Source organism: Streptomyces sp. NBC_00328 (assembly GCF_036139655.1).
Lineage (GTDB): Bacteria > Actinomycetota > Actinomycetes > Streptomycetales > Streptomycetaceae > Streptomyces.
On record NZ_CP108013.1, the window covers coordinates 3716648 to 3741613 of the forward strand.

Below are 24966 nucleotides of genomic sequence, written 5' to 3' on the forward strand. Positions count from 1 at the left end.
TTGCCCAGTGTCGCTCAGTCCTTCATGAGTGCGGTCGTACTGCTACCTAGAGTACGTGTGTCGGGGGCCGCTGGTTCCCGCCGGGCGACCGGCTGTGGTTCCGGAGGCGTTCCGAAGAGCATCCGCCGGAAGTCGGCGCGGGCCTGCCGCGCACTGTCCCGGGCGGCTTCCAGAGCCTGCCGCGCCGTCCGCCGGATCCCGCGCGCCGCCTCGGCCGCGGGCTTCAGCACCAGATCGCGCACGGCGTGCCCGACCGGTGTCAGCACGGTCCGGTAAGCCCAGCGCGCCGGTTCGACGAAAGTCCACCGGAAGAGACGCGCGAGGAACCGTCCGACGGCGAGCGAGACGTACCCGGCGATCCGCCAGGCGTGCCCGAGGGCCTCGCCGATCTCCCTGGCCACGACGGCGAGGGCCCGCCCGACGGGCACGAGAATCCAGCGCCACACGGCGAGAGCGGGAAGCACCAGCAGGACGCGGGCGGTCCAGTGGAGCGCGGTTCCGATGCCCACGAAGATCATCCGTACGAGCCGCACGAACCGGTCGGCCAGGAAGGCGACCGCCCTGCCGACGGGGGCCAGGACCCAGGTGTACAGCCACAGGGCGGGGACCACCAGCAGATACCGCGCCAGCCAGGCGAGGACGGTGTACACCCCGATCGCGACGGCCGCGAGGACCATGCCGACGCCCTTGAGCAGCCAGGCGACAGCGCGTCCGACCGGCGTGAGCAGCCGCGCGTACACCCAGCCGCACGCGGCCTCGACACCACCGAGGACCCAGTCGAGTGCGGTCAGGACGCCGCCGACGAACCACATGAGCGCGGCCAGGGCCCCCTTGAACACCAGAGCGAGCACGGCACCGGTCCCCCGGGCCGCCCAGGCGAGGGCATGCCCGACCGGGGTCAGGACCGTGCGGTACAGCCAGACCGCCGGCACGACGAGCAGCACCTGCCCGAGCCGGGCCAGTACGCGGCCGATCGGGAGGGCGACGTAGCGCCACAGCGCCACCCAGGGCCACACGAACAGCGCCCGCCCCACCCACCCGAGAACCTGGCCGAGCACTCGCCCCAGCGGCCGGAGCAGCGTGTCCCGAAGAAACCTTCCGCCGACGACGAGCGCGTCCCACACCATCCGTACCGGCACGACGAGGACGAGCACCACGATCCGCACCGGAACGCGGATCGCGACGGCGAGACATCCCTCGGCCTGCGTACCGGGCGGGGCGGCGGACGGCTTTTCCAGATCCATACCCGCATAGACGCACCGGCCGCCACATTGGATGCGACATATCGGCACTCGGCATATCGGCCCTCGGCGTATTGGCGCTCCGTGGCACACCGACGCCTTCGCCCGGCCGAGCAGACCCTCAGGGCGCGGCAGGTCCAACTTTTGATCACCGGCTGACAGTTGAGCCGGGGTCACCAGATGTTCCCGAATTGAGCTGATCTGATGATATGTATGGCGAGTTCTTCGGAATGCACCGGTCCGACCGGCGTCGACGGGTAAAGCTCGCGATCGGCTTCTGGAATTTCCCACCGATCGACACAAGGAGCGCCCCCGTATGAATCCCGATTCCCGGACCGCCCGCCTGCTGGGCCCGCCGGCCCGCGGCCGGTTCAAGAGGGCGGGTGTGGTCGCCTCGCTGGCACTGGTGACGGCGTCGGGCGTGGTCGGCCCCGCGACACCGGCGGACCTCACCCCGTCCGATCGCACGGCGGCGGCCCCGGACGGCAGCGACGGATGCAGACCGCACCGCCCGTGCAGGGGGCCGAGGGGCCCCAGGGGCGCGATCGGGCCCGCCGGGCCCCAGGGCCCGCCCGGCCAGACCGGAGCCACCGGCGCAACCGGCGCGATCGGCCCCCAGGGCGAAACCGGCCCGGTGGGCCCGACGGGCCCCTGCGTCGGGATCGACGCCGCGCAGGAATCGGCGGACTTCGAGATCCGTCTCGCGCTGACCGGCGGAAGGACGTACGCGGGCATCCGCGACCAGCGGGTGGGCGAGCAGCAGACGCTCCTGTGGACCGACCTCAGCGCCCGTCCCGACTACCCCGCGGGCGGCGCGGCCGGCCTGCCCTGCGACGTCACGGTCAACGCGCACAACCGGTCCGAGACGGTGAAGCGCATCAAGTTCGACGTCATCACCACCACCGGTCAGGTCTGGGAAGCCGCCTGCGTCGCGTTCACCACCACCCACCCCGCGACGCTGAACTGCGCCGACCGCACGGGCCGTCCCAAGCCCTGGATCCTGGTCGCCCGGCAGCCGACGCCCGACGCCCTCAACGGAGGGGCATGACCGACACGCGGAGGGGTGTCCGACGGCGGGCGACCGGCGCCGACTCGGACACCCCTCGCGGCATGCCGTCCGGCGGTCACTCCCCCGAGGCCCCCGGAAGCGTGCCGTGCCGGTCCGGCATGACGAAGCCGCCCGCCCGGATGTCCCGGCCTCACCGGCGAACCGGCGTGGTCCGGTTTTCCCACCTCCCACCAGGGAACCCGGCCGGTGAGATGTGCGGAGGTACTGCGATGAGTGCCGGAGAACGGGCCAAGGCAAAGGCCGAACAGGTCGTCGGCAGGACCGTGCGAAAAGCGGCCCACGCGCTGCACAAGGAAACCCTCGCGGCAAAGGGCGCCGCACTGGAGACACGGGGCAGGATGCGCGGCACGAAGGAACAGGCCAAGGGAACCTTCGACCGCTGACAGCTCCGCCGCTCGCGTGATGCCTCGGACCGGTCGCCGGGCCCGGAGGAGGCCCCGTTCGGCCTCCGCGATCGTGCGGACCATGCCGGTGACGGGTTCCACCCGCCGAGGTGGGCCCGCCGAGGTGGACCTCGCATCCCACGAAAGGCATTCGGGTCTTCCGACCGTCCGACCGGCCCTCGGTGGCCAAGTGGTGGCCGAGGGGTGGCCGAGCGTTCATCGGCCGCCTTCCGGCGCCGGTGGCGCGGCCTTCTCCGCCTCGGTCGTGGCGCGCCCGGAGGCCGCGAGGAGCGCGAGGAGCGCGAGCAGGGCCAGGAGGATGAGGACGAGCAGCAGGATCGTCAGGACCGTGGGGTGGTTCCAGAGGGCGAAGACCAGGGCGACGATCAGCAGCGCGGCCAGGGCGATCCAGCGGCGGTGCGCCTGGGCCCAGGTTCCGGCCCGGCCGGTGCGGACCTGATGGGCGTACGCCCACTGGGCCGCGGAGTCCGCGGCGCGCTCGGACGTGCCGCGGACCGCGATCGGCAGCCGCCCGGGACCGATGAGGTAGGCGCCGAGCGCGATGACGACGCCGAGCACGATCGCCGTACGGAGGCTGACCTTCAGGAAGTGGAGCAGCGTGTCGAAGACCGCCGCCGCGGCGGCCTCCGACTGGACCTGGGCGGGGAGGTGGTCCAGGTAGTAGCGGCGGGCGACGACCAGGACGATGGCCACGATCAGGCAGGCGAAGGCCGCGCCGAGCGCCGTACGGGCCAGGGCTCGTCGGCGTCGGTGGGCCAGCAGCACCCCGGCGGCGCCGATCAGCACGACCAGCACGGGAAGCCAGTTCCCGATCACGTCCAGCAGATGAGCTCCGCCGCGGATCTTCTCCAGTTGGTCGGACTGGAGGAGCACCATCGTTTTGTCGACGTCGGGGATGGCCGCCGCCGGGGACAGGCCGGCGTCCACGAGCGACTTTTTGACCTGGTCGACTGCTTCGCCGACGTTCAGGGTGACCGTTCCGCCGTTCACGCCGATGGCGCCCCGGCCCTGGCCGGTCAGCGCGTGTACGAGAGCGGCGTGGGCCTCGCGGTTGGCGCCCGTCCAGATCTTCTCGAAGCGGTCGCTCCGCACGAAGCGCGTGGCCACCTTCTGCACGGTGTCGTTGACCGCGGAGTCGAGCTGGGGACCGAGCCCCTTCACGGCCTCCGCGGCCTTCGGCGGCAGGCCCTGCGCCTGGAGCCACGCGGCGATGTCGGAGGCCGCCTTGTTGCCGTTGACCCGCACGTCGGCGGCATGGGTGATGCGCTTGATCGCCGCGTCCTCGATCGCGGGGTCGGAGGCGAGCGGGGAGACCGTCGCCACGTACCGGTCGGTGTCCAGCGCGATGTCGTGCACCCACACGGTGAGCAGCGCGATCGGTACGAGGATGCAGGTGAGGACGATGAGCGCCGCAGAAGCGGTGTTCCTGGCGATCCGCGCAGCCGTCGAGCCGCCCTTGTGTGCACTCCCCACCCCGTCACCCGCGTCCTTCTCCGGGACTGCGTCGGGCTCGGACGGATCGCGGGGGCTGGTCATGGATGCTCCGGGGCTCATCGGGGGCGGCCTGTCTCCATTTCCGTCGCTGCACGGCGAGACGGCACGCCCAGACGGGCCGTACGGGCGAGAGGAGTGGCCGGGCAAGAGGGGGGCCGGTCCGCCGAGGCCCGGTAGTCGTCGGAGCCCGCGCTTCCGACCTCTTGGCGGCCGATCTGTCCGTGCTCGGCCCACGGCGCCTGCGCTGACCGGGGGCGATCCGCGCCGCCATGCGGGGCACCCGGGACGGACCTACCGTTGAGGGGAACCCGGCGCTCGCGGATGCTCGATGCACCGCCACCGTTGCCCACCGGCGCCGGAAGTCCACCGGAAGGCACCCAGACATGGCCACTGCGTCGGAAACCCCTGTCCTGGACACGCTCGCCGCGATGACGGTCGACTCGATCGAACGGTGCGGGCTGGCCCCGGACATGCTGCTGCTCACGCGCATCGCGGCCCTGGCCGCCTCGGACGCTCCGCCGATCTCCTACATGGCCCACATCGGCCCCGCCATGGAAACAGGCATCACCGCGGCCCAGTTGCAGGACGTGCTGGTCGCCATCGCCCCCATCGTGGGCACAGCCCGCGTCATGACGGCAGCGGGCAACATCACAGCGGCACTCGGCATCGCCATCGCTGTCGCCGAAGCCGGGATCGAAGAGCAGGGCTGAGAACCGACGCCACCAGGAACAGCCGATCGGCACGGCACACCAGGTGAGGGGACCACGGCAGCACTCCGACGCCGTGGTCCCCGGGGGCAGCAGAACCGGACAGGAGAGCCGCCCATGCCCAAGCACGCGACCACGGCGATGCGTACGTCGCCCCACGCGACACCCGCGGAGCGCGCGGCCCTCGGCAAGGAGGCGCGTGTCCGCTGTCCACGGTCGGAGCACGCGGTGTACAGACCCGGTCCGAAGAGACCGGACCCGCTGGCGATCCTGGAGGAGCAGTCCGCGGCCCGGGTGCAGGAGTTGGTGCCGATCCGGTACAGCCGGATGACCGAGTCCCCGTTCCGCTTCTACCGGGGCGCCGCGGCGATCATGGCCTCCGACCTGGCCGGCAGTCCCGTCTCGGGAATCAACGCCCAGTTGTGCGGAGACGCCCATCTGCTCAACTTCCGGCTGCTGGCCTCGCCGGAGCGGAAACTGATGTTCGACATCAACGACTTCGACGAGACCCTGCCGGGTCCCTGGGAGTGGGACGTCAAGCGGCTGTCGGCGAGCTTCGTCATCGCCGCCCGCGCGAACGGCTTCGACGACGCCGAGCGTGCCCGGATCGTGAGCGGCACCGTGCGCTCGTACCGGGAGGCCATGCGCCGTTTCGCCGGGATGAGCAACCTCGATGTCTGGTACGCGAAGATCGACGCCGAGCGCCTCCAGGACCTCACGACGGACCAGCTCCGCAAGAGCGGCCAGAAGAAACTCGACCGCGCCCTGACAAAGGCGCGCTCGCGCGACACCGTGCAGGTCTTCGACAAACTCACGCGCCAGGTCGACGGCCGACCGAGGATCGCTCCGGACCCCCCGCTGCTGGTCCCCATCGCCGACCTGCTCCCCGACACCGAACGCACCACGCTGGAACGCCAGTTCCGCGGACTCATCGAGCGGTACGGGATCACCCTGCCGTCCGACCGCCGCGCCCTCCTGGACGACTACCAACTCGCGGACGTCGCCCGCAAGGTGGTCGGGGTCGGCAGCGTCGGCACCCGGTGCTGGATCATCCTGCTCCTCGGACGGGACGGCCGCGACCCGCTGTTCCTGCAGGCCAAGGAAGCCGACACCTCCGTCCTCGCCGACCACGTCGGGGCCAGCCAGTACCGCAACCAGGGCGAACGCGTCGTCGCGGGACAGCGGTTGATGCAGGCGGCGAGCGACATGTTCCTCGGCTGGGAACGCGTGGACGGCGTCGACGGCAAGCGCCGCGACTTCTACATCCGGCAGCTGCGCGACTGGAAGGGCATCGCGATGCCGGAGACGATGTCGCCCCTTCAGCTGGAGACCTTCGGCGGCGTCTGCGGCCTCACCCTCGCCCGCGCGCACGCACGGTCCGGCGACCGGATCGCGATCGCCTCCTACCTGGGGAAGAAAGACTCCTTCGACCGGGCCCTCGTCACCTTCGCGGAGGCGTACGCCGACCAGAACGAGCGCGACCACCAGGCACTCGTCGACGCGGTGAAAGCGGGACGACTGCCCGCGGAGGACGTTCCCGCCGACTGACCGGCCCCTCGGACGCCCGGCGCGGCCGGCCGCCTATTTCGCCCCGCCCTGCGCTCGCCGGCCTTCTTCGACCGCGTTCACCAGGACCCGGGCGGCCACGCCGAGCAGCAGAAGGTTGGCCGTGATCTGTCCCGTGACAAGGAGGCGGGCCGGCTCGCTGCGCGGGCTGATGTCGCCGAATCCGACCGTGCTGAACACGGTCATCGTGAAGTAGAGGGCGTCGGTCCTCGACATCGCTTCGCTGAAACTGCCCGGTGCGCTGCGATCCAGCAGGTAGTCGGTCGTGGCGAAGAGCAGCAGGAACAGCGGAAGTGCCGTCGCCAGAGCGGCCATGGCACGCAGCCTGGGGCGCTCGGAACTCACGATCCCGCGCACCTGCCACCCCATGAGCAGCGCCACCGCCACCAGCCCGCCGAGGAGCACGAGGACGGACGTCGCCGTGAAGGCCGAGTCCAGCGGCAGCAGGTAGTAGGCGGCGACCAGGGCGGCCGCGACAAGGACGCACCGCACCGTCGTGAGCACGACCGTACGACGTCCACCGCGCCGCTCCCTGTCCACGATCCCCTCTCGGACGCACCCGATGCCGTACGACCCCGGCCGGCTCCTGGACAGCCACTCTCGCCGAGCGGTCCCGTTGCCGTACGGACGGCACACCACAAACTCACCGAAATGGCCCGTGTGGACACGCTGCCCGCCCGGGAACACACTGAGGAGATCCGCCGCGGAGGGGGCCGCCGACACCGGAGGAATGGACGATGCCCGCTTCCGGTACCGGACCGGCGACGACCTCCGCGAACGGCTGGAACACCCGCCTGTACTGGCAGTGGATCGGCTACAACACGATCGCCTTCGTCACCGTCCTGACCGCCGGTTTCGTCCTGGCGCTGCTCGGCAGCGACGCCCTCCACCTCGATCTCGCCAGCGGCCACGTCCTGGTGTCACTCCTCATCGCCACCCTCGGGGCCATCCTGTTCGGGGGTGTTCTGGGAGCGCTGCAATGGCTGGTCGTCCGGCAGCGGGTGCCGGTCCCCCGCAAGGTGTGGATCACCGCCAACATCGGCCCGGCGCTGCTGGCCTGGCTCCTCGTGATCATGCCCGCGGTGATCAGCGCCCAGGACACCGACGGTGACGTGTCGACGACCTACCTGCTGGCCGCCAGCCAGAGCCTGGCCCTCGGCCCCCTGCTCGGCCTGTCGCAGTCCATGGTGCTCCGCAAGGTCACCGGACGCTGGGCCTGGTGGATCGGAGCCAACCTGGCCTCCTGGCTGATCGTCGACGCCGTCATCTACCTGCTGGGCCGCCTGACCGCCGACCTCGACGTCCTCACCGGCGACGGATCGCTCGTCGAGATCTACCTGACCCTGATCGCCACGACACCCCTGACCGGCCGGGCGCTGCTCTGGGTACTGGCACCGTCCGCCCTGACCGTTCCCAAGGCCGCGCCTCCGCCGGTGACGAAATAGGCGAGCGACCGCGACCTGGCCGCGATCCACCGATGAGTTCCACCGGCCGCGCCGGTCTACCAGGACGTACGCCACCGAACCACCGATTGGAGACCCGCCATGACCAACCCCGCACACCCCGGCCGCATGCTGTTCGTGAACATCCCCGTAGCGGACCTGAAGCGCAGCAAGGCGTTCTTCGCCGAGCTCGGGTTCGGCTTCAACCCGAAGTTCACCGACGAGAGCTCCGCCTGCATGCTGGTCGGCGAGGACGCCTTCGTCATGCTGCTCAGCCGCGAGAAGTTCGCGGAGTTCGCGAAACTGCCGATGGCCGATCCCACCACGCACACGCTGGCGCTGTACTGCTTCAGCGTGTCGTCCCGCGACGAGGTCGATACGGTCAGCGCCGCCGCGCTCGCGGCGGGCGGCTCCGAGGCGGACGGCGCCGAGGACTACGGCTTCATGTACTCACGCAGCTTCTACGACCTCGACGGCCACGGCTGGCAGGTGATGTGGATGGACCCGGCGGCGGTGGAGCAGGGCCCCGAGGAGTTCGCGGCCTCCGCGCAGGACGCCGCCGACGCCCCCGCCTGACCCACCGCGTTCCGCACGTGCGCGTCGTCGTGCGGCCGACCGCCACGCCGAGAGCCCCTCCCGGACGGGAGGGGCTCAATAGGCCGCGGAGTTACGGGAGGCCGCCCACAGGGACGGTCAACGCGGTTGCCTCGGCCTCGGTCTCCGGGGTCACGTGGCTGTCGGGTGTGCGGAAGCGGTAGAGCAGGAGGAGCGCCACGGCGGGGACGACGAGGTAGAGCAGCAGGACGATCAGGGCCTGTGTGGTGCCGTGGCCGTCGAAGTAGATCGTGTTGCGGAGCAGGATGTAGGCGTTGCGGGGTGGCAGGTACGGGCCGATGGCCCGCCAGAACGCCGGGAGGTAGGGGACTCCGTTGGCTCCGCCTGATGACGGGTTGCCGAAGAGCATGACCACGATGACGGTCACGAGGGTTCCGGCGGCTCCGAGGAGCTTCTGCAGGACGGCGGCAACGAGGGCGACCGCCGCGATGACCAGGGCGAGGATCGGCCAGACGATCCAGAACTTCTGCGCGGGGTAGCCCTTGAGCCAGGTGCAGACGACGAGGTTGACCAACAGGGCAGCGAGGACGGCGAACCCGGCGAGTGCGGGCAGGCGCCAGCGTCCGACGGAGGTCCCTGTCGTCGCTCTGAGCATCGTCGCTCCCATGTATCCGCCGACGAGCAGCGGGATCAGCATCAGCGATTCGACCAGCCCGAAAGGGTCCTTCTTCGCCAGTGGATGGGGCGCGTACTGCTCGACGTGGAGGGGCTGTCGCAGCTTCTTCGCGGCTTCCTCGAAGTTGCCCGCCAGGTCGAGAGGGGCGACATCGCTGAGGGTGGGGACGACGAGGAGCGTGTTCGATGTCGTTCCGGGGATGAGCGCGCCGTAGATCTTGGCCTGGTCGATCGCGTCCTTCACGGCGGTTTCGTCGGGGTACTGGGTGACCTTGAGGGAGAGGTTCTTGCGGGCCGCGTTCAGGATCGGGGACGCTCCGGTGGCACCGATCGGGAGGTCGGTCGCGACGGGCTCGTGGGCGGAGCTCATGTAGTTCGCGGTGAACAGGCACTGCATCACCGCGGCGACGGCCAGAGCCGCCAGGACGGCCACGACGGGGCGCCCGGAGGATGCCGCGGGGGCGGAGTCCGCCCGGTGGGAGGGAGCTTTCCCACCGATCTTCTTGACGGGCCGCCAGCGGCCCAGGTAGCCGATGATGACGCCCCCGGCCAGCGCGTACAGGCCGAGGACGATGAGCGGCGTGGTGATGTTGTTGCCGTCGAAGTAGAGGACGTTGCGCAGCAGGGTGATGCCCTGTTGGGGCGGGAAGATGGCACCGATGTGCTGCCAGTAGACGGGCAGCAGGGAGACTCCGACCCCGCCGGCGGCCGAGCCGCCCACGATGATGAACAGGGTCGCCACCAAGAGCGTGCCCAGGGGTCCGACCAGACGTTGGAAGGCCGCGGCGGCGAGGGTGACGGAGGCGGCGATCAGTATGAAGCACGGTAGGAGCGGCCAGAAGTGGCTGTTCTCGTAGGCGCCGATACCCGGTCCGGCGATGAGGTCGGTCAGGACGGCGCCGACGGTCGAGTAGCCGAGGAGCATCGCGACATGCCACGGCGCGGCGGCCGTTCTGGTCGCTTTGAGCACCAGGACGGCGGCGAGATAGCCGCCGATGAGCAGCGGGATCAGGAGCAGTCCGGAGACCCCGCCGAGCCGGTCGCTCTTCGGCAGCGGCTTGACGGTCTTGACCGTCAGCGGCCGGTGGAGCTTCTTGGCGGCGTCACCGAAGGCGGCTTCCAGTTCGACGCGGCCGAAGAAGCTCTTGGCCGGGACGACGATCAGCGTGTCGCTCCTGGGGCCGGGCAGGTAGGCGCCGTAGAGCTTGCTCTGGCCGATCGCGTCGAGCACATCGGACTCGTCCTGGTAGCTGAGCGTCTGGAGGGAGACCTTCGATGTCACCGCCTTCACGACCAGGGACGGGCCGGTCACGCCGATCGGGGCGTTGCGCAGCACGAGCAGTTGCAGCGAACTGACCAGACAGAGCGCGAAGAGGCTTTGCAGGACCAGCACGATCCCGAGCGCGGCCAGGATCTTCTTCATCACGGGAACACCACCCGCCCCACGCCGAACGGCCGGCCCGGGCCGCGCCCAGGTCGGCCGAGCCCGCGTCGAACCGGTAGCCCAGGCCTCCGGGAGACGCCACCGGTTCCGGCCTGACAGCTACGCGTCGCGCTCATACGGGCACGCTACGTTCGCGTCTCGCGGTGGGCACTCCGAGCGCGGCAGATGAGTGGGCAGGCCGGTCCGGTCCCGAGCCTTCTCCCCCACCCCGCCACACCCTCAGAGCCGGCAGGTGTGGGCGACCGGGGCGGAGGCGGAGGTACGTCAGTAGCCGGTGCCGCGCTTGACCTGGCCCCGCTCGATCTCGTGGGTCGCGCCCTTGTCGTCCAGGGTCCGGCACGCGTCGGCGATGTCCTGGCCCAGGCGGTCGATCTGCTCGCGGCTCAGCGTCTCCTTGACCAGGGCACGCATGATCTTCACCCGCTCCGCGTTGGGCGGGAGCGTGTACGCCGGCACCATCCAGCCGCGCTCGGCCGAGAGCTGCCAGGCCACGTCGGACTCGTCGTAGGCGTGCTTGCCCGCGAGACGGAAAGCGACCAGCGGCAGCTGTTCGAGGTCGCTGCCGATCACTTCGAAGCGACCGCCGCTCCGCAGGTTGTCCGCCAGCGCCTGGGCGTTCTCCTGCATCATCTTCATGACGTACGTGTAGCCCTGGCGACCGAGCCGAACGAAGTTGTAGTACTGCGCGAGCACCATCGAGGCGCCGGTGGAGAAGTTCAGCGTGAACGTGGCGTCGGTCTTGCCCAGGTAGTTCTCGTGGAACACGAGGTGCTGGGCCAGGTCGGACTCCTCACGGAAGACCAGCCAGCCGATGCCGGGGTAGACCAGGCCGTACTTGTGTCCTGAGACGTTGATCGAGCGGACCTGCTCCAGGCGGAAGTCCCACTTGGAGTCCGGGTAGAGGAAAGGCCACACGAACGCTCCGCTGGCGCCGTCGACGTGGATCGGAATGTCGAGGTCCCGCTTCTTGCGGACGTCCCGCAGGAGCTTGTCGATCCCGACGATGTCGTCCTTGTGGCCGGTGAACGTGGTGCCGAGAACGGCGACGACACCGATCGTGTTCTCGTCGAGGTGGGGCTCCACGTCCTCCGGGCCGATGGTGTACTTGTCCTCGGCCAGCGGAAGGATCCGCGGTTCGACGTCGAAGTAGCGGCAGAACTTCTCCCACACGACGTGGACGTCCCCGCCGAAGACCAGGTTGGGCCGGTCGACCGGCAGATTGGCCGCCTGGCGGCGCTCCCGCCACTTCCACTTCAGCGACAGGGCTCCGAGCATGATCGCTTCGGAAGAGCCCTGGGTCCGGCACCCGGTCGTGTCGCCGGGCGCGTGGAAGAGGTCGGCGAGCATGCGCACGCAACGCTGCTCGATCTCGGCGGAGATCGGGTATTCCGCGTGGTCGATGAAATTGCGGTGGAGGTTCTCGGCGATGATCCGCTGAGCCTCCGGCTCCATCCAGGTGGTCACGAACGTGGCGAGGTTGCGCTGCGGGTCACCCTCCATCGCAAGGTCCGCGTCCAGCAGCCTCATTGCGTCCGTCGCGGCCATGCCCTCGTCGGGGAAGGTTCTCGAGGGGGCGGGCGCGGTCAGGAACCGGTTACCGAAAAGGACCGAATCGTCACGCTTGCTCATGCTGCGATTCAAACAGCGGCGGAGCCCGCCGCGACGGCGGACACGCCGCACCGGTGCGGCTGCGAACCAACTGCCGGCCCGGTTGGAACCTCCGCCACCCGGCGGGACGACCGTGGCCCTCTCGGCCCGGCACGACGGACCGGCCCGCACGACTGCGCGGACCGGGGTCGTACGTGGCCGCTGTCCAGCGCGTCGACCAGCGGTGTCGTGGGACTACTCCCTGAAGCGCACGTCAGTCGGGTTGCGGATGGCCCCGCGGGGACAGGCCGTGATCTCGCATGCGGTGCTGCATGCCGCTGGCGGTCACGGACAACCAGTGACGCAGGGTCAGCCCTTCCTCGCCGTGCCAAGCGGCTTCGGCGACGCTGTGGACGACTGCGCAGATCCAGCAGTCCCGCGCGGGAACGAAGGCGTTCGACGGCTGACGCCTGCGCGAGCATGGCGAGGTGGGATCGTCCGCGGCAGAGATGACGGGTCCTCCGGCTTTCCCGCACCGGCGGGGCCATCGAGGACGACCGCGTAAGGAGAGGCGGCAGCTTCGACCCCGCCGACACGCATACGTCGTCGACAACGGGCCGAAGGTCTCGCCCACCCGCGCTGCAACGACCGCGGGCCCAGCCACCGGGAACCCGAAACCGGGTTCCAGTGTGTCGACGACTGGTGTCTCAGGGCTACTCCCCTTCGCAAAGGTTCACCCTACACCGATCTGCGAACGTACGACGCCCGGTCACCACGGCGCCGAACTTCCCCTGACCACCGATGAGCCCCCTCCCGAACAGAGAGGGGGCTCCAAGACCGCGCCGCGGCGAGCGCAGCCGCCACATCGTCCTCGCTTCACCCATGCCAGCGCCTCGATCACCCGATCGAGCGCCCCGCTCACGTCAGTGAGAGTGACCGCTCGGCGCCGGGGCTCCGTTCTTCACCGTCAGCGGCAGCAGCTTCTTGCCCGTCGGGCCGATCTGGATCTGGGTGTCCATCTGCGGACACACGCCACAGTCGAAGCACGGAGTCCAGCGGCAGTCCTCGACCTCTGTCTCGTCGAGGGAGTCCTGCCAGTCCTCCCAGAGCCAGTCCTTGTCGAGGCCCGAGTCGAGGTGGTCCCAGGGCAGGACCTCCTCGTAGGTGCGCTCGCGGGTGGTGTACCAGTCGACGTCCACGCCGAAGGCGGGGAGCGTCTTGTCGGCGCAGCGCATCCAGCGGGCGTACGAGAAGTGCTCGCGCCAGCCGTCGAAGCGGCCGCCGTCCTCGTAGACGGCGCGGATGACGGAGCCGATGCGGCGGTCGCCGCGGGAGAGCAGGCCCTCGACGATGCCCGGCTTGCCGTCGTGGTACCGGAAGCCGATCGAGCGGCCGTACTTCTTGTCGCCGCGGATCTTGTCGCGGAGCTTGGTGAGGCGGGCGTCCGTGTCCTCGGCGGAGAGCTGCGGAGCCCACTGGAAGGGGGTGTGCGGCTTGGGGACGAAGCCGCCGATGGAGACCGTGCAGCGGATGTCGTTCTGGCCGGAGACCTTGCGGCCCTCGGCGATCACGTTCATCGCCATGTCGGCGATCTGCATGACGTCGTCGTCCGTCTCCGTCGGCAGGCCGCACATGAAGTACAGCTTCACCTGGCGCCAGCCGTTGCCGTAGGCGGTGGAGACGGTCCGGATGAGGTCCTCTTCCGAGACCATCTTGTTGATGACCTTGCGCATGCGCTCGGAGCCGCCCTCGGGGGCGAAGGTCAGGCCCGAGCGCCGGCCGTTGCGGGTCAGTTCGTTGGCCAGGTCGACGTTGAAGGCGTCCACGCGGGTGGAGGGGAGGGACAGGCCGATCTTGTCCTCCTCGTACCGGTCGGCCAGGCCCTTGGCGATGTCGCCGATCTCCGAGTGGTCGGCGGAGGACAGGGAGAGCAGGCCGACCTCCTCGAAGCCCGTCGCCTTCAGGCCCTTCTCCACCATCTCGCCGATGCCCGTGATGGAACGCTCGCGCACCGGGCGGGTGATCATGCCCGCCTGGCAGAAGCGGCAGCCGCGGGTACAGCCGCGGAAGATCTCCACCGACATCCGCTCGTGGACCGTCTCGGCCAGCGGGACCAGCGGCTGCTTGGGGTAGGGCCACTCGTCGAGGTCCATGACCGTGTGCTTGGACACGCGCCACGGGACGCCCGACTTGTTCGGGACCACACGGGCGATCCGGCCGTCGGGGAGGTACTCGACGTCGTAGAAGGCCGGGATGTAGACGCTGCCCGTCCTCGCCAGGCGGAAGAGGACCTCCTCGCGGCCTCCGGGGCGGCCCTCCGCCTTCCAGGCGCGGATGATCTCCGTCATGTCGAGCACGGCCTGCTCGCCGTCGCCGATGATCGCCGCGTCGATGAAGTCGGCGATCGGCTCGGGGTTGAAGGCCGCGTGGCCGCCCGCGAGGACGATCGGGTCGTCGAGCGTGCGGTCCTTGGACTCCAGCGGAATGCCCGCCAGGTCGAGGGCGGTCAGCATGTTCGTGTAGCCCAGCTCCGTGGAGAAGGACAGGCCGAACACGTCGAAGGCCTTCACCGGGCGGTGGCTGTCCACCGTGAACTGCGGGACCCGGTGCTCGCGCATCAGTTCCTCGAGGTCCGGCCAGACGCTGTACGTGCGCTCGGCGAGGACGCCCTCGCGCTCGTTCAGCACCTCGTAGAGGATCATGACGCCCTGGTTGGGCAGGCCGACCTCGTAGGCGTCCGGGTACATCAGGGCCCAGCGGACGTCACACGACTCCCAGGGCTTGACCGTGGAATTGAGCTCTCCGCCGACGTACTGGATCGGCTTCTGCACATGCGGGAGCAGGGCTTCGAGCTGTGGGAAGACCGACACGGCAGTTTCGGCAGGCATCTCGCGAACCTTCGTGAGCTGATGGTGGGGGTGACCATCTAGCGTAACGCGACCGGAGGGGCCCGCCGCACCGCCGGACGGACACCGGGCGCCGGCCTCCCCGCCCACCCCCGCTCCGGCCTGCGGCGACGCGCTCAGACCGCCGCCTGTGCCTCGATCTTCTCCCAGGTCCCCGGCAGCGCCGCCTCGGCCTCGACGGCGCGCTGCTCCTCACGGCCGTAGAGCACCCCGTACGTGAACGAGCTCTCCCCCGCCGCGTGGGCCAGGGCGGCCAGTTCCCGCAGGGCCTCCCTGGTCATCACGCTGTCCTGGTGGTCACCGAGGAGGCTCTGCAGCGACTTCATCGACTTGACCAGGCCGGCGGCCGGTCCGCCCAGGGCCGGGGCCGCGGCCTCGGCGGCGTAGCGGGTGCGCTTGGCCTTCTTGCGGGCGTCGTGCATCGCGTGGTCTCGGTCGGCGCCCGGCGGCCGGTCGAGGGCCTGCTCGACGAGGTCGGAGACCTTTCCGAAGTCCTTGCGGACGGCTTTGGCGATCACCTTGGCGGGGTCGCCCCCGGCCCCCTCGAGCAGCGGCGGGTCGGTCACGAGCGCGTCGAGCGCGGCCAGCAGCGCGAGGTAGCGCTTCCCGTCCAGGACCGCGATCAGGCGCCGCCGGGAGCCGCCGTGGCGGGCGTGCGCCCAGGTGCGCAGGCGGGTGCGGACGGGGCCGGAGAGCAGGGTGCGGGGCAGTCGGCCGAGGGACTCGGTGAGCCGCTCGGTGAGGACTTCACGGTCGCGGTCGACGCCGAGCTCGCCGGCCAGCCATTTCAGCTCGTCGCCGATCGGGTCGGTGACGGCGCGGTCGAGGATCTTCCCGTACGAGCGGAAGGTGCTGCGCATCCTGCGGGTGGCGACGCGCATGCTGTGGACGGAGTCGGGGAGGTCGCGGCGGACGGCGGGGTCGAGTTCGACGATGGCGTCGTACTGGGCGCGGAGGTAGGTGAGGACGTGGTCGCCCGCGGTGGCCGGGTCCTTCCGGGGGACGGGCTTCTTGGCGTGTTTGCCGGTCGTGCTCAGCGCCTTCGCCAGTTTGGAGGACGAGGTGGAGCGGCTCAGGCCGGCCTTGCGGAGCTTCTTCTCGACCTTGTCGAGGAAGGCGGGGTCGCCGTCGTCGGCGAGTTCCACCTCGAGCTCGGTCCATTCGGCGGTGCCGTCGCCGCCGCCGAGCCGGTCCGCGCGGACGCGGTCGAGGCTGACCTCAGCGAGCAGGGCGCCGGAGTCGTCGACGAGGTGGCGGATGTCGCGGGCGGACCGCAGGCGTACGAGGGGGACGAGTTCGGCGTCGCGGACGCGGGACCGGACGAGGCCGGTGATGGCGCGGGGCACCGTGTCGGAGAGGGAGGCCTGGATCTCGTCGCGCACGCCCTCGGAGACGGGGAGTTTCAGGTGCCAGCCTGCGTCGTCGCCGCCGGTGCGGCGGCGCAGGGTGAGGGAGGCGGTGGCGAGTCGCTGGTCGGGCGTGTCGTAGTAGGTGGCGTCGAGTTCGGCGACACCTTTGTCGACGACGCGCGCGACGCCGGGGACGCCGCTCAGGTCCGGCATCTCGGTACCACCGTCGGCCGCGGGACCTTCGTACTTGCGCTCGATCTCGCGCTTCGTGTCCGCCATGCACCGAATCTAGACGCGTTTGCGGGCCGTGGGCAGTACCCAATCGGCCCTGGCTTGACCGAAGGCCGTCTTTTCCCGTTGGGCCGGGTGTCACCTCGCATTCCACGAGGCGACACCCGGGGTCCCGCCGTGGGGCCCGCCGACGCTGCCCGCCGCTGCCGTCGGACAGGCCTCAGGCCGACATCGGGCGCTGCACTCTGATCGACTGAAGGAGCCCGATCGCGACCCAGACCGCGAACATGGAGGATCCTCCGTAGGACACGAACGGGAGTGGCAGACCGGCGACCGGCATGATCCCGAGGGTCATGCCGACGTTCTCGAACGACTGGAACGCGAACCAGGCGATGATCCCGGCGGCGACGATCGTGCCGTACAGCTCGGTCGTCTCGCGGGCGATGCGGCAGGCGCGCCACAGGACGATGCCGAGGAGCAGCAGGATCAGGCCCGCGCCCACGAAGCCCAGTTCCTCGCCCGCGACCGTGAAGACGAAGTCCGTCTGCTGCTCGGGGACGAACTGGCCGGTCGTCTGTGAGCCGTGGCCGAGGCCGGTGCCGAAGAGGCCGCCGGAACCGATGGCGATCCGGGCCTGGTTGGTGTTGTAGCCGACGCCGGCCGGGTCGAGTTCGGGGTTGGCGAAGGCCGCGAAGCGGTTGATCTGGTACTCGTCGAGGACCTGCAGCCGCCAGGCGGCGACGGCGCCGAGGGCGCCCGCGCCGATGAGGCCGAACACCCAGCGGTTGGAGGCGCCGGAGGAGAGCAGCACGCCGAGCACGATGACGACCGCGACCATGATCGTGCCGAGGTCGGGCATGAGCAGCACGATCACCATCGGGACGGCCGCGAGACCCAGCGCCTGCAGCACCGTGCGGTGGTCGGGGTACTGCTTGTCTCCCGCGTCCACCCGTGTGGCCAGCAGCATCGCCATGCCCAGGATGATCGTGATCTTGATGAACTCGGCGGGCTGGAGCGACAGGCCGCCGGCGACGAGCCAGTTGCGCTGGCCGTTGATCGTCTCGCCGAGCGGGGTCAGCACCAGCAGGATCATGAAGACCGAGATCCCGTACAGGATCGGTACGGCCGTGCGCAGGGTGCGGTGGCCGAGCCAGATCGTGCCGATCATCAGGGTGATGCCGATGCCGGTGTTCATCAGATGGCGGATGAGGAAGTAGTACGGGTCGCCCTGGTTGATCTCGGTGCGGTTGCGGGTCGCCGAGTAGACGAGGGCCGCGCCGATCGCCGAGAGCGCGACCGCCGACAGCAGTATCGGCCAGTCGAGCCTTCGGGTGATCGAGTCGCGGGCGAACAGCCGTGTCCAGCCCGCGCGCTCGGGTCCGTACCGGGAGACGGAGAAGTTGTTGGCTCCGGTCATGTCAGGATCCTCAGTGCCTTGGTCGCCGCCCTCGTCATGTCAGGATCCTCTTCCCCCGCCCCTTCGGCGGGCAGGCCGTACGCCGTCGGGTGACGCGGTTGGCGGTGTTGGGCGAGGCGGTGGTACCGGCGGGCAGGTCCGGGTCCGTGGTGCTGTCCTTGGGGGCCTGGCTGAGCTTCTGGTCCTTGGCCGGGTCCTTGGAGATGGCCGGGGCCTCGATCGTGCCGTCGGTCTGGATCTTCGGCAGGCCCTTCTGCGGGGTGGGCAGGAGGGCGTTCTTCTTGTCGACGCTGCCGTCGGCGGCGACGCCGTAGAGCGCGTTGTAGATCTTGCGCACGGCCTCACCGGACGCTCCCGAACCCGTACCGGCCTGGGAGATCGTCATGATGATCGCGTAGTCCTTGGAGTACGTGGCGAGCCAGGACGTCGTCTGCTTGCCGTAGACCTCGGCGGTACCGGTCTTGGCGTGCAGCGGGATCTTGTCCTGCGGCCAGCCGCCGAACTTCCAGGCGGCGGTACCGCGGGTGACGACGCCCGCGAAGGCCTCGTTCATGCCCTTGAGCGTCGCCTTGGTGACCGGCAGCTTGCCGTTGACCTTCGGCTTGATCTCCTGGACGGTCCTGCCGTCGGCGCTGACGATCGCCTTGCCGATGGTCGGCGCGTACAGGGTGCCGCCGTTGGAGACCGCGGAGTAGATGGCGGCTTCCTGGATGGGCGTGACGAGGGTGTCACCCTGGCCGATGGAGTAGTTGATCGAGTCGCCCTCGCGCATCTTGTTGCCCTCGAGGCAGTTCTCGTACTCGATCTGCTGGACGTAGGTGCCGCCCTTCTTGCCGGTCTTGCACCAGGCGTCCTTGTTCGCCTTCCAGTAGTCCTGCTTCCACTTGCGGTCCGGGACGCGGCCGGTGACCTCGTTGGGGAGGTCGATGCCGGTCTCCTGGCCGAGCCCGAACTGGTGGGCCGTCTTGTAGAAGTAGTCCTTGGGGGTCTTCTTCGGGCTGATTCCGCCGTCCTTCTTCCACTCGTTGTCGGCGAGTCCGTAGAAGACGGTGTCGCAGGAGACCTCCAGCGCGCGGCCGAGCGAGATCGGGCCGAAGCTCTCCCCCTCGAAGTTCTTGAAGACCTGGCTGCCGACGGAGTACGAGCTGGTGCACGGGTAGTGCCCGTCGAAGGCGTATCCAGCCTGGACCGCGGCGGCGGTGGAGACCACCTTGAACGTCGATCCGGGCGCCGACTGACCCTGTATGGCGCGGTTCAGCAGCGGGTAGTTGGACTTCTTGCCGGTGAGCGCCGTGTAGTCCTTGCCGGAGATGCCGCCGACCCAGGCGTTCGGGTCGTACGTCGGCTGGGAGGCCATGGCGACGACGCGGCCGGTCTTGGCCTCCATGACCACGACCGCACCGGAGTCGGCCTTGTAGTTCTCGCCGGTGATCTTGTCGAACTGGGTCCGGGCGACCTTCATCGCGTAGTTCAGCTCGTACTCGGCGACCCGCTGGACGCGGGCGTCGATGCTGGTGACGAGGTTGGCGCCGGGTTCGGCCTTGTCGGCCTTGGCCTTGCCGATGACCCGGCCGAGGTTGTCGACCTCGTAGCGGGTGACGCCGGCCTTGCCGCGCAGGGCCTTGTCGTACTCGCGCTCCAGGCCGGAGCGGCCGACCTGGTCGGAGCGGAGGTAGGGCGAGTCGGTGTCCTTGGCCTTGGTGATCTCGTCGTCGGTGACGGGCGAGAGGTAGCCGAGCACCTGCGCGGTGTTGGCCTTGCCGGGGGCGGCGTAACGGCGCACGGCCTCCGGCTCGGCGGTGATGCCGGGGAAGTCCTCGGAGCGCTCGCGGATCTGGAGGGCCTGGCGCGCGGTGGCCTTGTCGGTGATGGGGATCGGCTGGTAGGGCGAGCCGTTCCAGCACGGCTGCGGCGTCTTGGCGTCGCAGAGGCGGACCTTCTGGATGACGTCCTGGGGCTTGAGGCCGAGGACGCCGGCGAGCTTGGTGAGGACGGCCTTGCCGTCGTCCGCCATCTTCATCAGGTCGGTGCGCGAGGCGGAGACCACGAGCCGGGTCTCGTTGTCGGCGATCGGGACGCCCCGGGCGTCGAGGATCGAGCCGCGTACGGCGGGCTGGACGACCTGCTGGACGTGGTTGCCGGAGGCTTCCTTGGCGTATTCGTCGCCGTTGCGGATCTGGAGGAACCAGAGGCGTCCGCCGAGGGTGCCGAGGAGGGAGAGTACGAGGATCTGGATGACGACGAGCCGGATCTGGACCCGTGGGGTCCGGCCGGTCTCGGGAATGTTGGTCATGGGCGCGGCCCATCCGCTGGAAGGGTGGTGGTGGGCGACGGGTGGGCGTTGGTCACTGCTGCTGCCTCCCCCTCTCAGTGCGTGTACGAGTCATGCGAGTCATACGAGTACACGGCGAACCTGTGCGCGGTGACCTGGCGGCCGGTCACGTCACGTGCCGTCCGGGGCGCTTGGGCTCTTCGCCGGGCGGGGCGCGTCACAGTCGCTTGACCCCCTTGATGCGTCCGGCGCGGGCGACCCGTGCCTTGGCCGCCTTCACGCGCAGTCCGCTGCGCTGGCTGCCGATGCGCAGGCCGGTGCCGGAGGACAGCCAGCCCGAGGAGACGTCGGCCGTCTTGGAGGCCGAACCGCCGTCGGCGAGCGGATCGTTCTCGGCCCGCCGGGCCAGCGCCATCAGTACCGGCACGACGAAGGGCGCGAGCAGCAGGTCGTAGAGGGCGGCCGTGGCGAGCAGGCTGCTGAGTCCGACGTGACGGGCGGCGGTGTCGCCGACGAGCGCGCCGACGCCCGCGTAGAGCACGGTGGAGCCGATCGCGGCGGCGACGACCACGATCATGGGTCCGGTGGCCGACTTGAGCCTGCCGTTCTCGGGCTTGGCGAGGCCGGCGAGATAGCCGACGACGCAGAGCACGAGGGCGTAGCGTCCGGCGGCGTGGTCGGCGGGCGGGGCGAGGTCGGAGAGCAGACCCGCGCCGAAGCCGATGAGCGCGCCGCCGACATGGCCGTAGACCAGGGCGAGGGCGAGCACGGTCAGCAGCACCAGGTCGGGGACGGCGCCCGGGAGATGGAGTCGGGCGAGGACGCTCACCTGGATCACCAGGGCGACGACCACCAGGGTGACGGAGAGCAGCATCCGGTTGAAACGCATGGGATTCGGCTCCTCCTGCTACTGCTGCTGGCCGAGGGCGGTGGCGCTCGCCGAGGGGGTGACCGTCACGGTCACCGTCGGCGTGGGCGTCGGTTTGGGTTTGGGTGGCAGCACGGTGTCGCGCGGGTCGCTCTTGGGGGCCGCGACGACGACGCCGACGATGTCGAGCTTGGTGAACGAGACGAACGGCGTCACGTAGATCGTGCGGGTCAGGTCGCCGCCGGAGGGGTCGACCCGGGAGACGACGCCGACCGGGACGCCGGGCACGAACGGCTTGTCGGACTGCGAGCCGAAGGTGACCAGCCGGTCGCCCTTCCTGATCTTCGCCTTGGCGTTGAGGAGTTCGACGCGCAGCGGGCGGTCGCCCTGCCCCGAGGCGAAGCCGAGTTCGTCGGACGACTCCATGCGGGTGCCGACGGTGAAGTCGGGGTCGTTGGCGAGGAGCACGGTCGCGGTGTCGGGGCCGACGGTGGTGACCCGGCCGACCAGTCCGTCGCCGTTCAGGACGGTCATGTCGCGCTGGATGCCGTCGTTGGCGCCGACGTCGATGGTGACGGTCCAGGAGAAGCCCTGGGCCGCCCCTATGGCGATCACTTCGGCGCCCTTGATGCCGTACTGGCCCTCGCCCGCCACCTTGATCATCTTGTCGAGCTGCTTGAGGCGGCTGCGGTTGCGGGCGTCGCTGCCGAGCTTCGCCTTCAACGCCGCGTTGTCGTGCTCCAGTTGGGCGACGCGATCGTGCCGTTCGCCCGAGTCGCGGACCGCGGAGATCGCGTTGCCGACGGGGTCGACCGCGGACGCCACCCCGTTCTCGATCGGGCCGAAGACCGTCGCGGCGGCCTGGCGGGCACCGTCGACCGGTGAGTCCTGCCCGCCGCGGATGTCCACCGTGATCAGTGCGAACGCGATGGCGATCAGCAGCACCAGGAGCAGCCGGCTCTCTCGTGTGTCCCTCACGTGCGGCGGCCGTGCCTTCCTCGTCGTATTGGGTCAACAGGGGCGCGCCCTGGGCGAGAAGGATGCCCACGGGTGCGATGAGGCTGGGGTGGGGGGTGTGACGGGGTGGCTGTTATGGGGGAGGTTATGACTCTATGTCGCAGGAGTTTATGCCTCCATACCAACGATCCGCCGCACGAGAAGGGCTGATCTCGTACGGCGGAATCGAAGTGTTACCTCATCTGCGGGGCTGGGCGTCCAGGACCTGCTGGAGCGCCTCGAACTCCTCGACACACTTGCCGGAGCCGAGCGCCACGCTGTCGAGCGGGTCCTCCGCGATGTGGATCGGCATGCCGGTCTCACGGCGCAGCCGCTCGTCCAGGCCGCGCAGCAGGGCTCCGCCACCGGTCAGGACGATGCCACGGTCCATCACGTCGCCGGAGAGCTCGGGCGGGCACTTGTCGAGCGTCGTCTTCACGGCGTCGACGATCGCGTTGACCGGCTCCTCGATCGCCTTGCGGACCTCCGACGCCGAGATGACGACCGTCTTGGGCAGTCCGGAGACCAGGTCCCGGCCGCGGATCTCGGTGTGCTCCTCGGTGTCGAGGTCGTACGCCGAACCGATCGTGAGCTTGATCTGCTCGGCCGTCCGCTCGCCGAGAAGGAGGCTGTACTCCTTCTTGATGTACTGGATGATCGCGTTGTCCAGCTCGTCGCCCGCGACGCGGATGGACTGGGCGGTGACGATGCCGCCGAGCGAGATGACCGCGACCTCCGTGGTGCCGCCGCCGATGTCCACCACCATGTTGCCCGTGGCCTCGTGGACCGGCAGGCCTGCGCCGATGGCCGCGGCCATGGGCTCCTCGATGATGTGCACCTGGCGGGCGCCGGCCTGGGACGACGCCTCGATGACGGCACGGCGCTCGACGCCCGTGATGCCGGAGGGCACACAGACGACGACACGGGGGCGGGCGAGATAGCGCCGCTTGTGGATCTTCAGGATGAAGTAGCGGAGCATGCGCTCGGTGATCTCGAAGTCGGCGATGACGCCGTCCTTCAGCGGTCGCACGGCAACGATGTTGCCCGGGGTCCGCCCGATCATCTTCTTGGCTTCCGCGCCCACCGCGAGGATCCCGCCGGTGTTGGTGTTGATCGCGACGACGGACGGCTCGTTGAGTACGATCCCTCGACCCCTGACGTACACCAGCGTGTTGGCGGTCCCGAGGTCGACAGCCATGTCACGGCCGATGAACGACATTGAGTTCCCCATCAGGATTCGTCTGGCCTTCCCAAACGGAGCTTTGACGGCTTTTTAGGGACGGCGCGAGGTTGGTGCAGCGACGTGAACGCTTCCATCGTAGACGCGCCTGCACGAACACTGCGCGAGGGTCTTGGCCATTGTCTGCAGATGGCGGAGCGACTCGCTTGTGGAGACGGGCCATCGGGGTCACACGTTCCCTCGATCAGCGCGCATATGCCACAGGACGGCCGGATTTTTCACGGCCGTCCCAGGTCAGACTGCCGTAGTCGCACTGACGCAGTCTCAGAAAAATCTTTGAAAAATGCACTGTCCGGCGTGCTCCGGAGATCGCCCGGACGACCTCGGCGAGGCCGTCCGTGATCTCCGCGAGGCCGTCCGTACGCGAGACCGTGACCGTCCGTGCACACGGACGCCCCGCGGAGCCGTCGTCCGTACGCTCAGGCGCGGCCGGGGAAGAAGATCTTCACCTCGCGCTCGGCGGACTCCTCGGAGTCCGAGGCGTGGATCAGGTTCTCGCGGACGATCACGCCGAAGTCGCCGCGGATGGAACCGGGAGCGGCGGCGATCGGGTCGGTCGGGCCGGCCAGGGCGCGCACGCCCTCGATGACCCGCTCGCCCTCGACGATCAGGGCCACGACCGGGCCGGAGGCCATGAACGCCACCAGCGGCTCGTAGAAGGGCTTGCCCTTGTGCTCGCCGTAGTGCTGCTCCAGCGTGTCCTGGTCCAGGGTCCGCAGCTCCAGCGCGGTGATCTGCCAGCCGGCCTTGCGCTCGATACGGCTGATGATCTCGCCGGTCAGGCCGCGACGGACGGCGTCGGGCTTGAGGAGGACGAGGGTGCGCTGGCTCACGGGAAAGCTCCTTCGGGTCACACGGGTGCGGATGACCGAGGCTACAGGGCGTGTCCTGGTGGCTGTCACACAGTGTCAGGTGCTACGGGCCCACGCCTCCGTCCGCCGGTGCCACGCGCCTGCGCGCCCCACGGCCGGTACCACGCCCCTCACGGGGGCGGCGCGGGCTACGTACGTACGCCACCTGTACGAGCGCGCGCCCGTACAGGCCGGTGACGGCGGGGCGACGGAGAGGCGGTGACCGCGGGGCGGCGACGGAGGGGCGGGGACGGCTCGCCACCGGCACCCGCCCGGCTACGCCGGGTTGCCGCCCGGCTCACCCTGCGCCGGGCTCTGTGCCTGCGCGGCGAACCTGGCCTTGGCCTCGTCGATCTTCCGGCCGTAGTGGACCGAGGCCCACCACAGGGCGGCGAAGGCCGCGCCGAGGATGAACATCGAGGGCACGACGAACCCGCCCGCGATCAGCAGGATCTGGAGCGCCCAGCCGAGCTGGACACCGCCGGGCCGCGTGATCATGCCGCACAGCAGCACGCTCAGCGCCATCAGGACCCCGCAGACCGTCCAGACCGTGGCCGTGGACAGATCGGGTTCCTTCATGGCGACGAGGCCGGCGAAGCCGATGACGAAGAACTCGCCGATCAGCGTGGAAGCACAGAGCGTACGCACGAGA

Annotated in this window: 20 protein-coding genes; 6 read left to right on the plus strand and 14 right to left on the minus strand. The window is 69.8% G+C overall.

The window, feature by feature from the left end; all coding sequences use genetic code 11:
• Positions 1-14: 14 nt before the first annotated feature.
• Positions 15-1244: a hypothetical protein gene (locus OG485_RS16285; RefSeq protein ID WP_328669073.1), complete on the minus strand. Its 1230-nt coding sequence runs from the start codon at positions 1242-1244 to the stop codon at positions 15-17.
• 313 nt (positions 1245-1557) lie between these two features.
• Here OG485_RS16285 and OG485_RS16290 point away from each other — a divergent pair, with 313 nt between their 5' ends.
• Positions 1558-2289 (plus strand): hypothetical protein, encoded by a 732-nt coding sequence (locus tag OG485_RS16290; protein WP_328669074.1) that lies wholly within the window; start codon positions 1558-1560, stop codon positions 2287-2289.
• A gap of 230 nt (positions 2290-2519) precedes the next feature.
• Positions 2520-2693, plus strand: coding sequence for a hypothetical protein (locus OG485_RS16295; protein ID WP_326787821.1), 174 nt, complete (start codon positions 2520-2522; stop codon positions 2691-2693).
• A gap of 216 nt (positions 2694-2909) precedes the next feature.
• Here OG485_RS16295 and OG485_RS16300 read toward each other — a convergent pair whose 3' ends face one another.
• Positions 2910-4250 carry a hypothetical protein gene (locus OG485_RS16300; RefSeq protein ID WP_328669076.1) on the minus strand — a complete coding sequence of 447 codons (1341 nt, stop codon included), beginning with the start codon at positions 4248-4250 and terminating at the stop codon, positions 2910-2912.
• A 341-nt stretch (positions 4251-4591) separates the two neighbouring features.
• Here OG485_RS16300 and OG485_RS16305 point away from each other — a divergent pair, with 341 nt between their 5' ends.
• A complete protein-coding gene (locus tag OG485_RS16305; RefSeq protein ID WP_328669078.1) occupies positions 4592-4918 on the plus strand; it encodes a carboxymuconolactone decarboxylase in 327 nt (108 codons plus the stop codon).
• 114 nt (positions 4919-5032) lie between these two features.
• A complete protein-coding gene (locus tag OG485_RS16310) occupies positions 5033-6463 on the plus strand; it encodes a DUF2252 domain-containing protein (protein WP_328669080.1) in 1431 nt (476 codons plus the stop codon).
• A gap of 33 nt (positions 6464-6496) precedes the next feature.
• On the opposite strand, the gene OG485_RS16315 is transcribed toward OG485_RS16310, so the two are convergent.
• Positions 6497-6985 carry a potassium channel family protein gene (locus tag OG485_RS16315; RefSeq protein WP_328669082.1) on the minus strand — a complete coding sequence of 163 codons (489 nt, stop codon included), beginning with the start codon at positions 6983-6985 and terminating at the stop codon, positions 6497-6499.
• A gap of 233 nt (positions 6986-7218) precedes the next feature.
• Here OG485_RS16315 and OG485_RS16320 point away from each other — a divergent pair, with 233 nt between their 5' ends.
• Both OG485_RS16320 and OG485_RS16325 read left to right on the plus strand, forming a co-directional pair.
• A complete protein-coding gene (locus OG485_RS16320; RefSeq protein ID WP_328669083.1) occupies positions 7219-7926 on the plus strand; it encodes a hypothetical protein in 708 nt (235 codons plus the stop codon).
• Positions 7927-8025: 99 nt separating this feature from the next.
• On the plus strand, positions 8026-8499 hold the full coding sequence (locus tag OG485_RS16325) for a VOC family protein (protein WP_328669086.1): 474 nt from the start codon (positions 8026-8028) through the stop codon (positions 8497-8499).
• 91 nt (positions 8500-8590) lie between these two features.
• Here the strand turns inward: OG485_RS16325 and OG485_RS16330 are convergent, their stop codons facing one another.
• The 11 genes from OG485_RS16330 to OG485_RS16380 form a co-directional block, all read right to left on the minus strand.
• Positions 8591-10576: a hypothetical protein gene (locus tag OG485_RS16330; RefSeq protein WP_328669089.1), complete on the minus strand. Its 1986-nt coding sequence runs from the start codon at positions 10574-10576 to the stop codon at positions 8591-8593.
• A 285-nt stretch (positions 10577-10861) separates the two neighbouring features.
• On the minus strand, positions 10862-12226 hold the full coding sequence (locus OG485_RS16335; RefSeq protein ID WP_328669091.1) for a glutamate decarboxylase: 1365 nt from the start codon (positions 12224-12226) through the stop codon (positions 10862-10864).
• A gap of 881 nt (positions 12227-13107) precedes the next feature.
• A complete protein-coding gene (locus OG485_RS16340) occupies positions 13108-15072 on the minus strand; it encodes a TIGR03960 family B12-binding radical SAM protein (RefSeq protein WP_328669093.1) in 1965 nt (654 codons plus the stop codon).
• 134 nt (positions 15073-15206) lie between these two features.
• Positions 15207-16718 carry a CYTH and CHAD domain-containing protein gene (locus tag OG485_RS16345; RefSeq protein WP_328669095.1) on the minus strand — a complete coding sequence of 504 codons (1512 nt, stop codon included), beginning with the start codon at positions 16716-16718 and terminating at the stop codon, positions 15207-15209.
• A 172-nt stretch (positions 16719-16890) separates the two neighbouring features.
• The gene (rodA, locus tag OG485_RS16350) at positions 16891-18087 is read right to left on the minus strand and encodes a rod shape-determining protein RodA (RefSeq protein ID WP_328669097.1); all 1197 of its coding nucleotides are present in this window, start codon (positions 18085-18087) and stop codon (positions 16891-16893) included.
• Positions 18088-18121: 34 nt separating this feature from the next.
• The gene (gene mrdA, locus OG485_RS16355) at positions 18122-20380 is read right to left on the minus strand and encodes a penicillin-binding protein 2 (RefSeq protein WP_328669099.1); all 2259 of its coding nucleotides are present in this window, start codon (positions 20378-20380) and stop codon (positions 18122-18124) included.
• Positions 20381-20576: 196 nt separating this feature from the next.
• Positions 20577-21248: a rod shape-determining protein MreD gene (gene mreD, locus OG485_RS16360; protein ID WP_328669102.1), complete on the minus strand. Its 672-nt coding sequence runs from the start codon at positions 21246-21248 to the stop codon at positions 20577-20579.
• Between the two features lie 18 nt (positions 21249-21266).
• The gene (gene mreC / locus OG485_RS16365) at positions 21267-22205 is read right to left on the minus strand and encodes a rod shape-determining protein MreC (protein ID WP_328669103.1); all 939 of its coding nucleotides are present in this window, start codon (positions 22203-22205) and stop codon (positions 21267-21269) included.
• 217 nt (positions 22206-22422) lie between these two features.
• A complete protein-coding gene (locus tag OG485_RS16370) occupies positions 22423-23442 on the minus strand; it encodes a rod shape-determining protein (RefSeq protein ID WP_328669105.1) in 1020 nt (339 codons plus the stop codon).
• A gap of 440 nt (positions 23443-23882) precedes the next feature.
• Positions 23883-24296 carry a nucleoside-diphosphate kinase gene (ndk, locus tag OG485_RS16375; RefSeq protein WP_108999420.1) on the minus strand — a complete coding sequence of 138 codons (414 nt, stop codon included), beginning with the start codon at positions 24294-24296 and terminating at the stop codon, positions 23883-23885.
• 294 nt (positions 24297-24590) lie between these two features.
• Complete coding sequence (locus OG485_RS16380) at positions 24591-24962, minus strand: DUF4233 domain-containing protein (RefSeq protein WP_328669108.1); 372 nt, start codon at positions 24960-24962, stop codon at positions 24591-24593.
• Positions 24963-24966 lie beyond the last annotated feature (4 nt).

What these genes read in the sequence shown, in the direction of transcription:
- OG485_RS16285 (WP_328669073.1), bottom strand. Translation starts at nt 1,244, where the DNA reads ATGGATCTGGAAAAGCCGTCCGCCGCCCCGCCCGGTACGCAGGCCGAG.
- OG485_RS16290 (WP_328669074.1), top strand. Translation starts at nt 1,558, where the DNA reads ATGAATCCCGATTCCCGGACCGCCCGCCTGCTGGGCCCGCCGGCCCGC.
- OG485_RS16295 (WP_326787821.1), top strand. Translation starts at nt 2,520, where the DNA reads ATGAGTGCCGGAGAACGGGCCAAGGCAAAGGCCGAACAGGTCGTCGGC.
- OG485_RS16300 (WP_328669076.1), bottom strand. Translation starts at nt 4,250, where the DNA reads ATGACCAGCCCCCGCGATCCGTCCGAGCCCGACGCAGTCCCGGAGAAG.
- OG485_RS16305 (WP_328669078.1), top strand. Translation starts at nt 4,592, where the DNA reads ATGGCCACTGCGTCGGAAACCCCTGTCCTGGACACGCTCGCCGCGATG.
- OG485_RS16310 (WP_328669080.1), top strand. Translation starts at nt 5,033, where the DNA reads ATGCCCAAGCACGCGACCACGGCGATGCGTACGTCGCCCCACGCGACA.
- OG485_RS16320 (WP_328669083.1), top strand. Translation starts at nt 7,219, where the DNA reads ATGCCCGCTTCCGGTACCGGACCGGCGACGACCTCCGCGAACGGCTGG.
- OG485_RS16325 (WP_328669086.1), top strand. Translation starts at nt 8,026, where the DNA reads ATGACCAACCCCGCACACCCCGGCCGCATGCTGTTCGTGAACATCCCC.
- OG485_RS16330 (WP_328669089.1), bottom strand. Translation starts at nt 10,576, where the DNA reads ATGAAGAAGATCCTGGCCGCGCTCGGGATCGTGCTGGTCCTGCAAAGC.
- OG485_RS16335 (WP_328669091.1), bottom strand. Translation starts at nt 12,226, where the DNA reads ATGAGCAAGCGTGACGATTCGGTCCTTTTCGGTAACCGGTTCCTGACC.
- OG485_RS16340 (WP_328669093.1), bottom strand. Translation starts at nt 15,072, where the DNA reads ATGCCTGCCGAAACTGCCGTGTCGGTCTTCCCACAGCTCGAAGCCCTG.
- OG485_RS16345 (WP_328669095.1), bottom strand. Translation starts at nt 16,718, where the DNA reads ATGGCGGACACGAAGCGCGAGATCGAGCGCAAGTACGAAGGTCCCGCG.
- rodA (WP_328669097.1), bottom strand. Translation starts at nt 18,087, where the DNA reads ATGACCGGAGCCAACAACTTCTCCGTCTCCCGGTACGGACCCGAGCGC.
- mrdA (WP_328669099.1), bottom strand. Translation starts at nt 20,380, where the DNA reads ATGACCAACATTCCCGAGACCGGCCGGACCCCACGGGTCCAGATCCGG.
- mreD (WP_328669102.1), bottom strand. Translation starts at nt 21,248, where the DNA reads ATGCGTTTCAACCGGATGCTGCTCTCCGTCACCCTGGTGGTCGTCGCC.
- OG485_RS16370 (WP_328669105.1), bottom strand. Translation starts at nt 23,442, where the DNA reads ATGTCGTTCATCGGCCGTGACATGGCTGTCGACCTCGGGACCGCCAAC.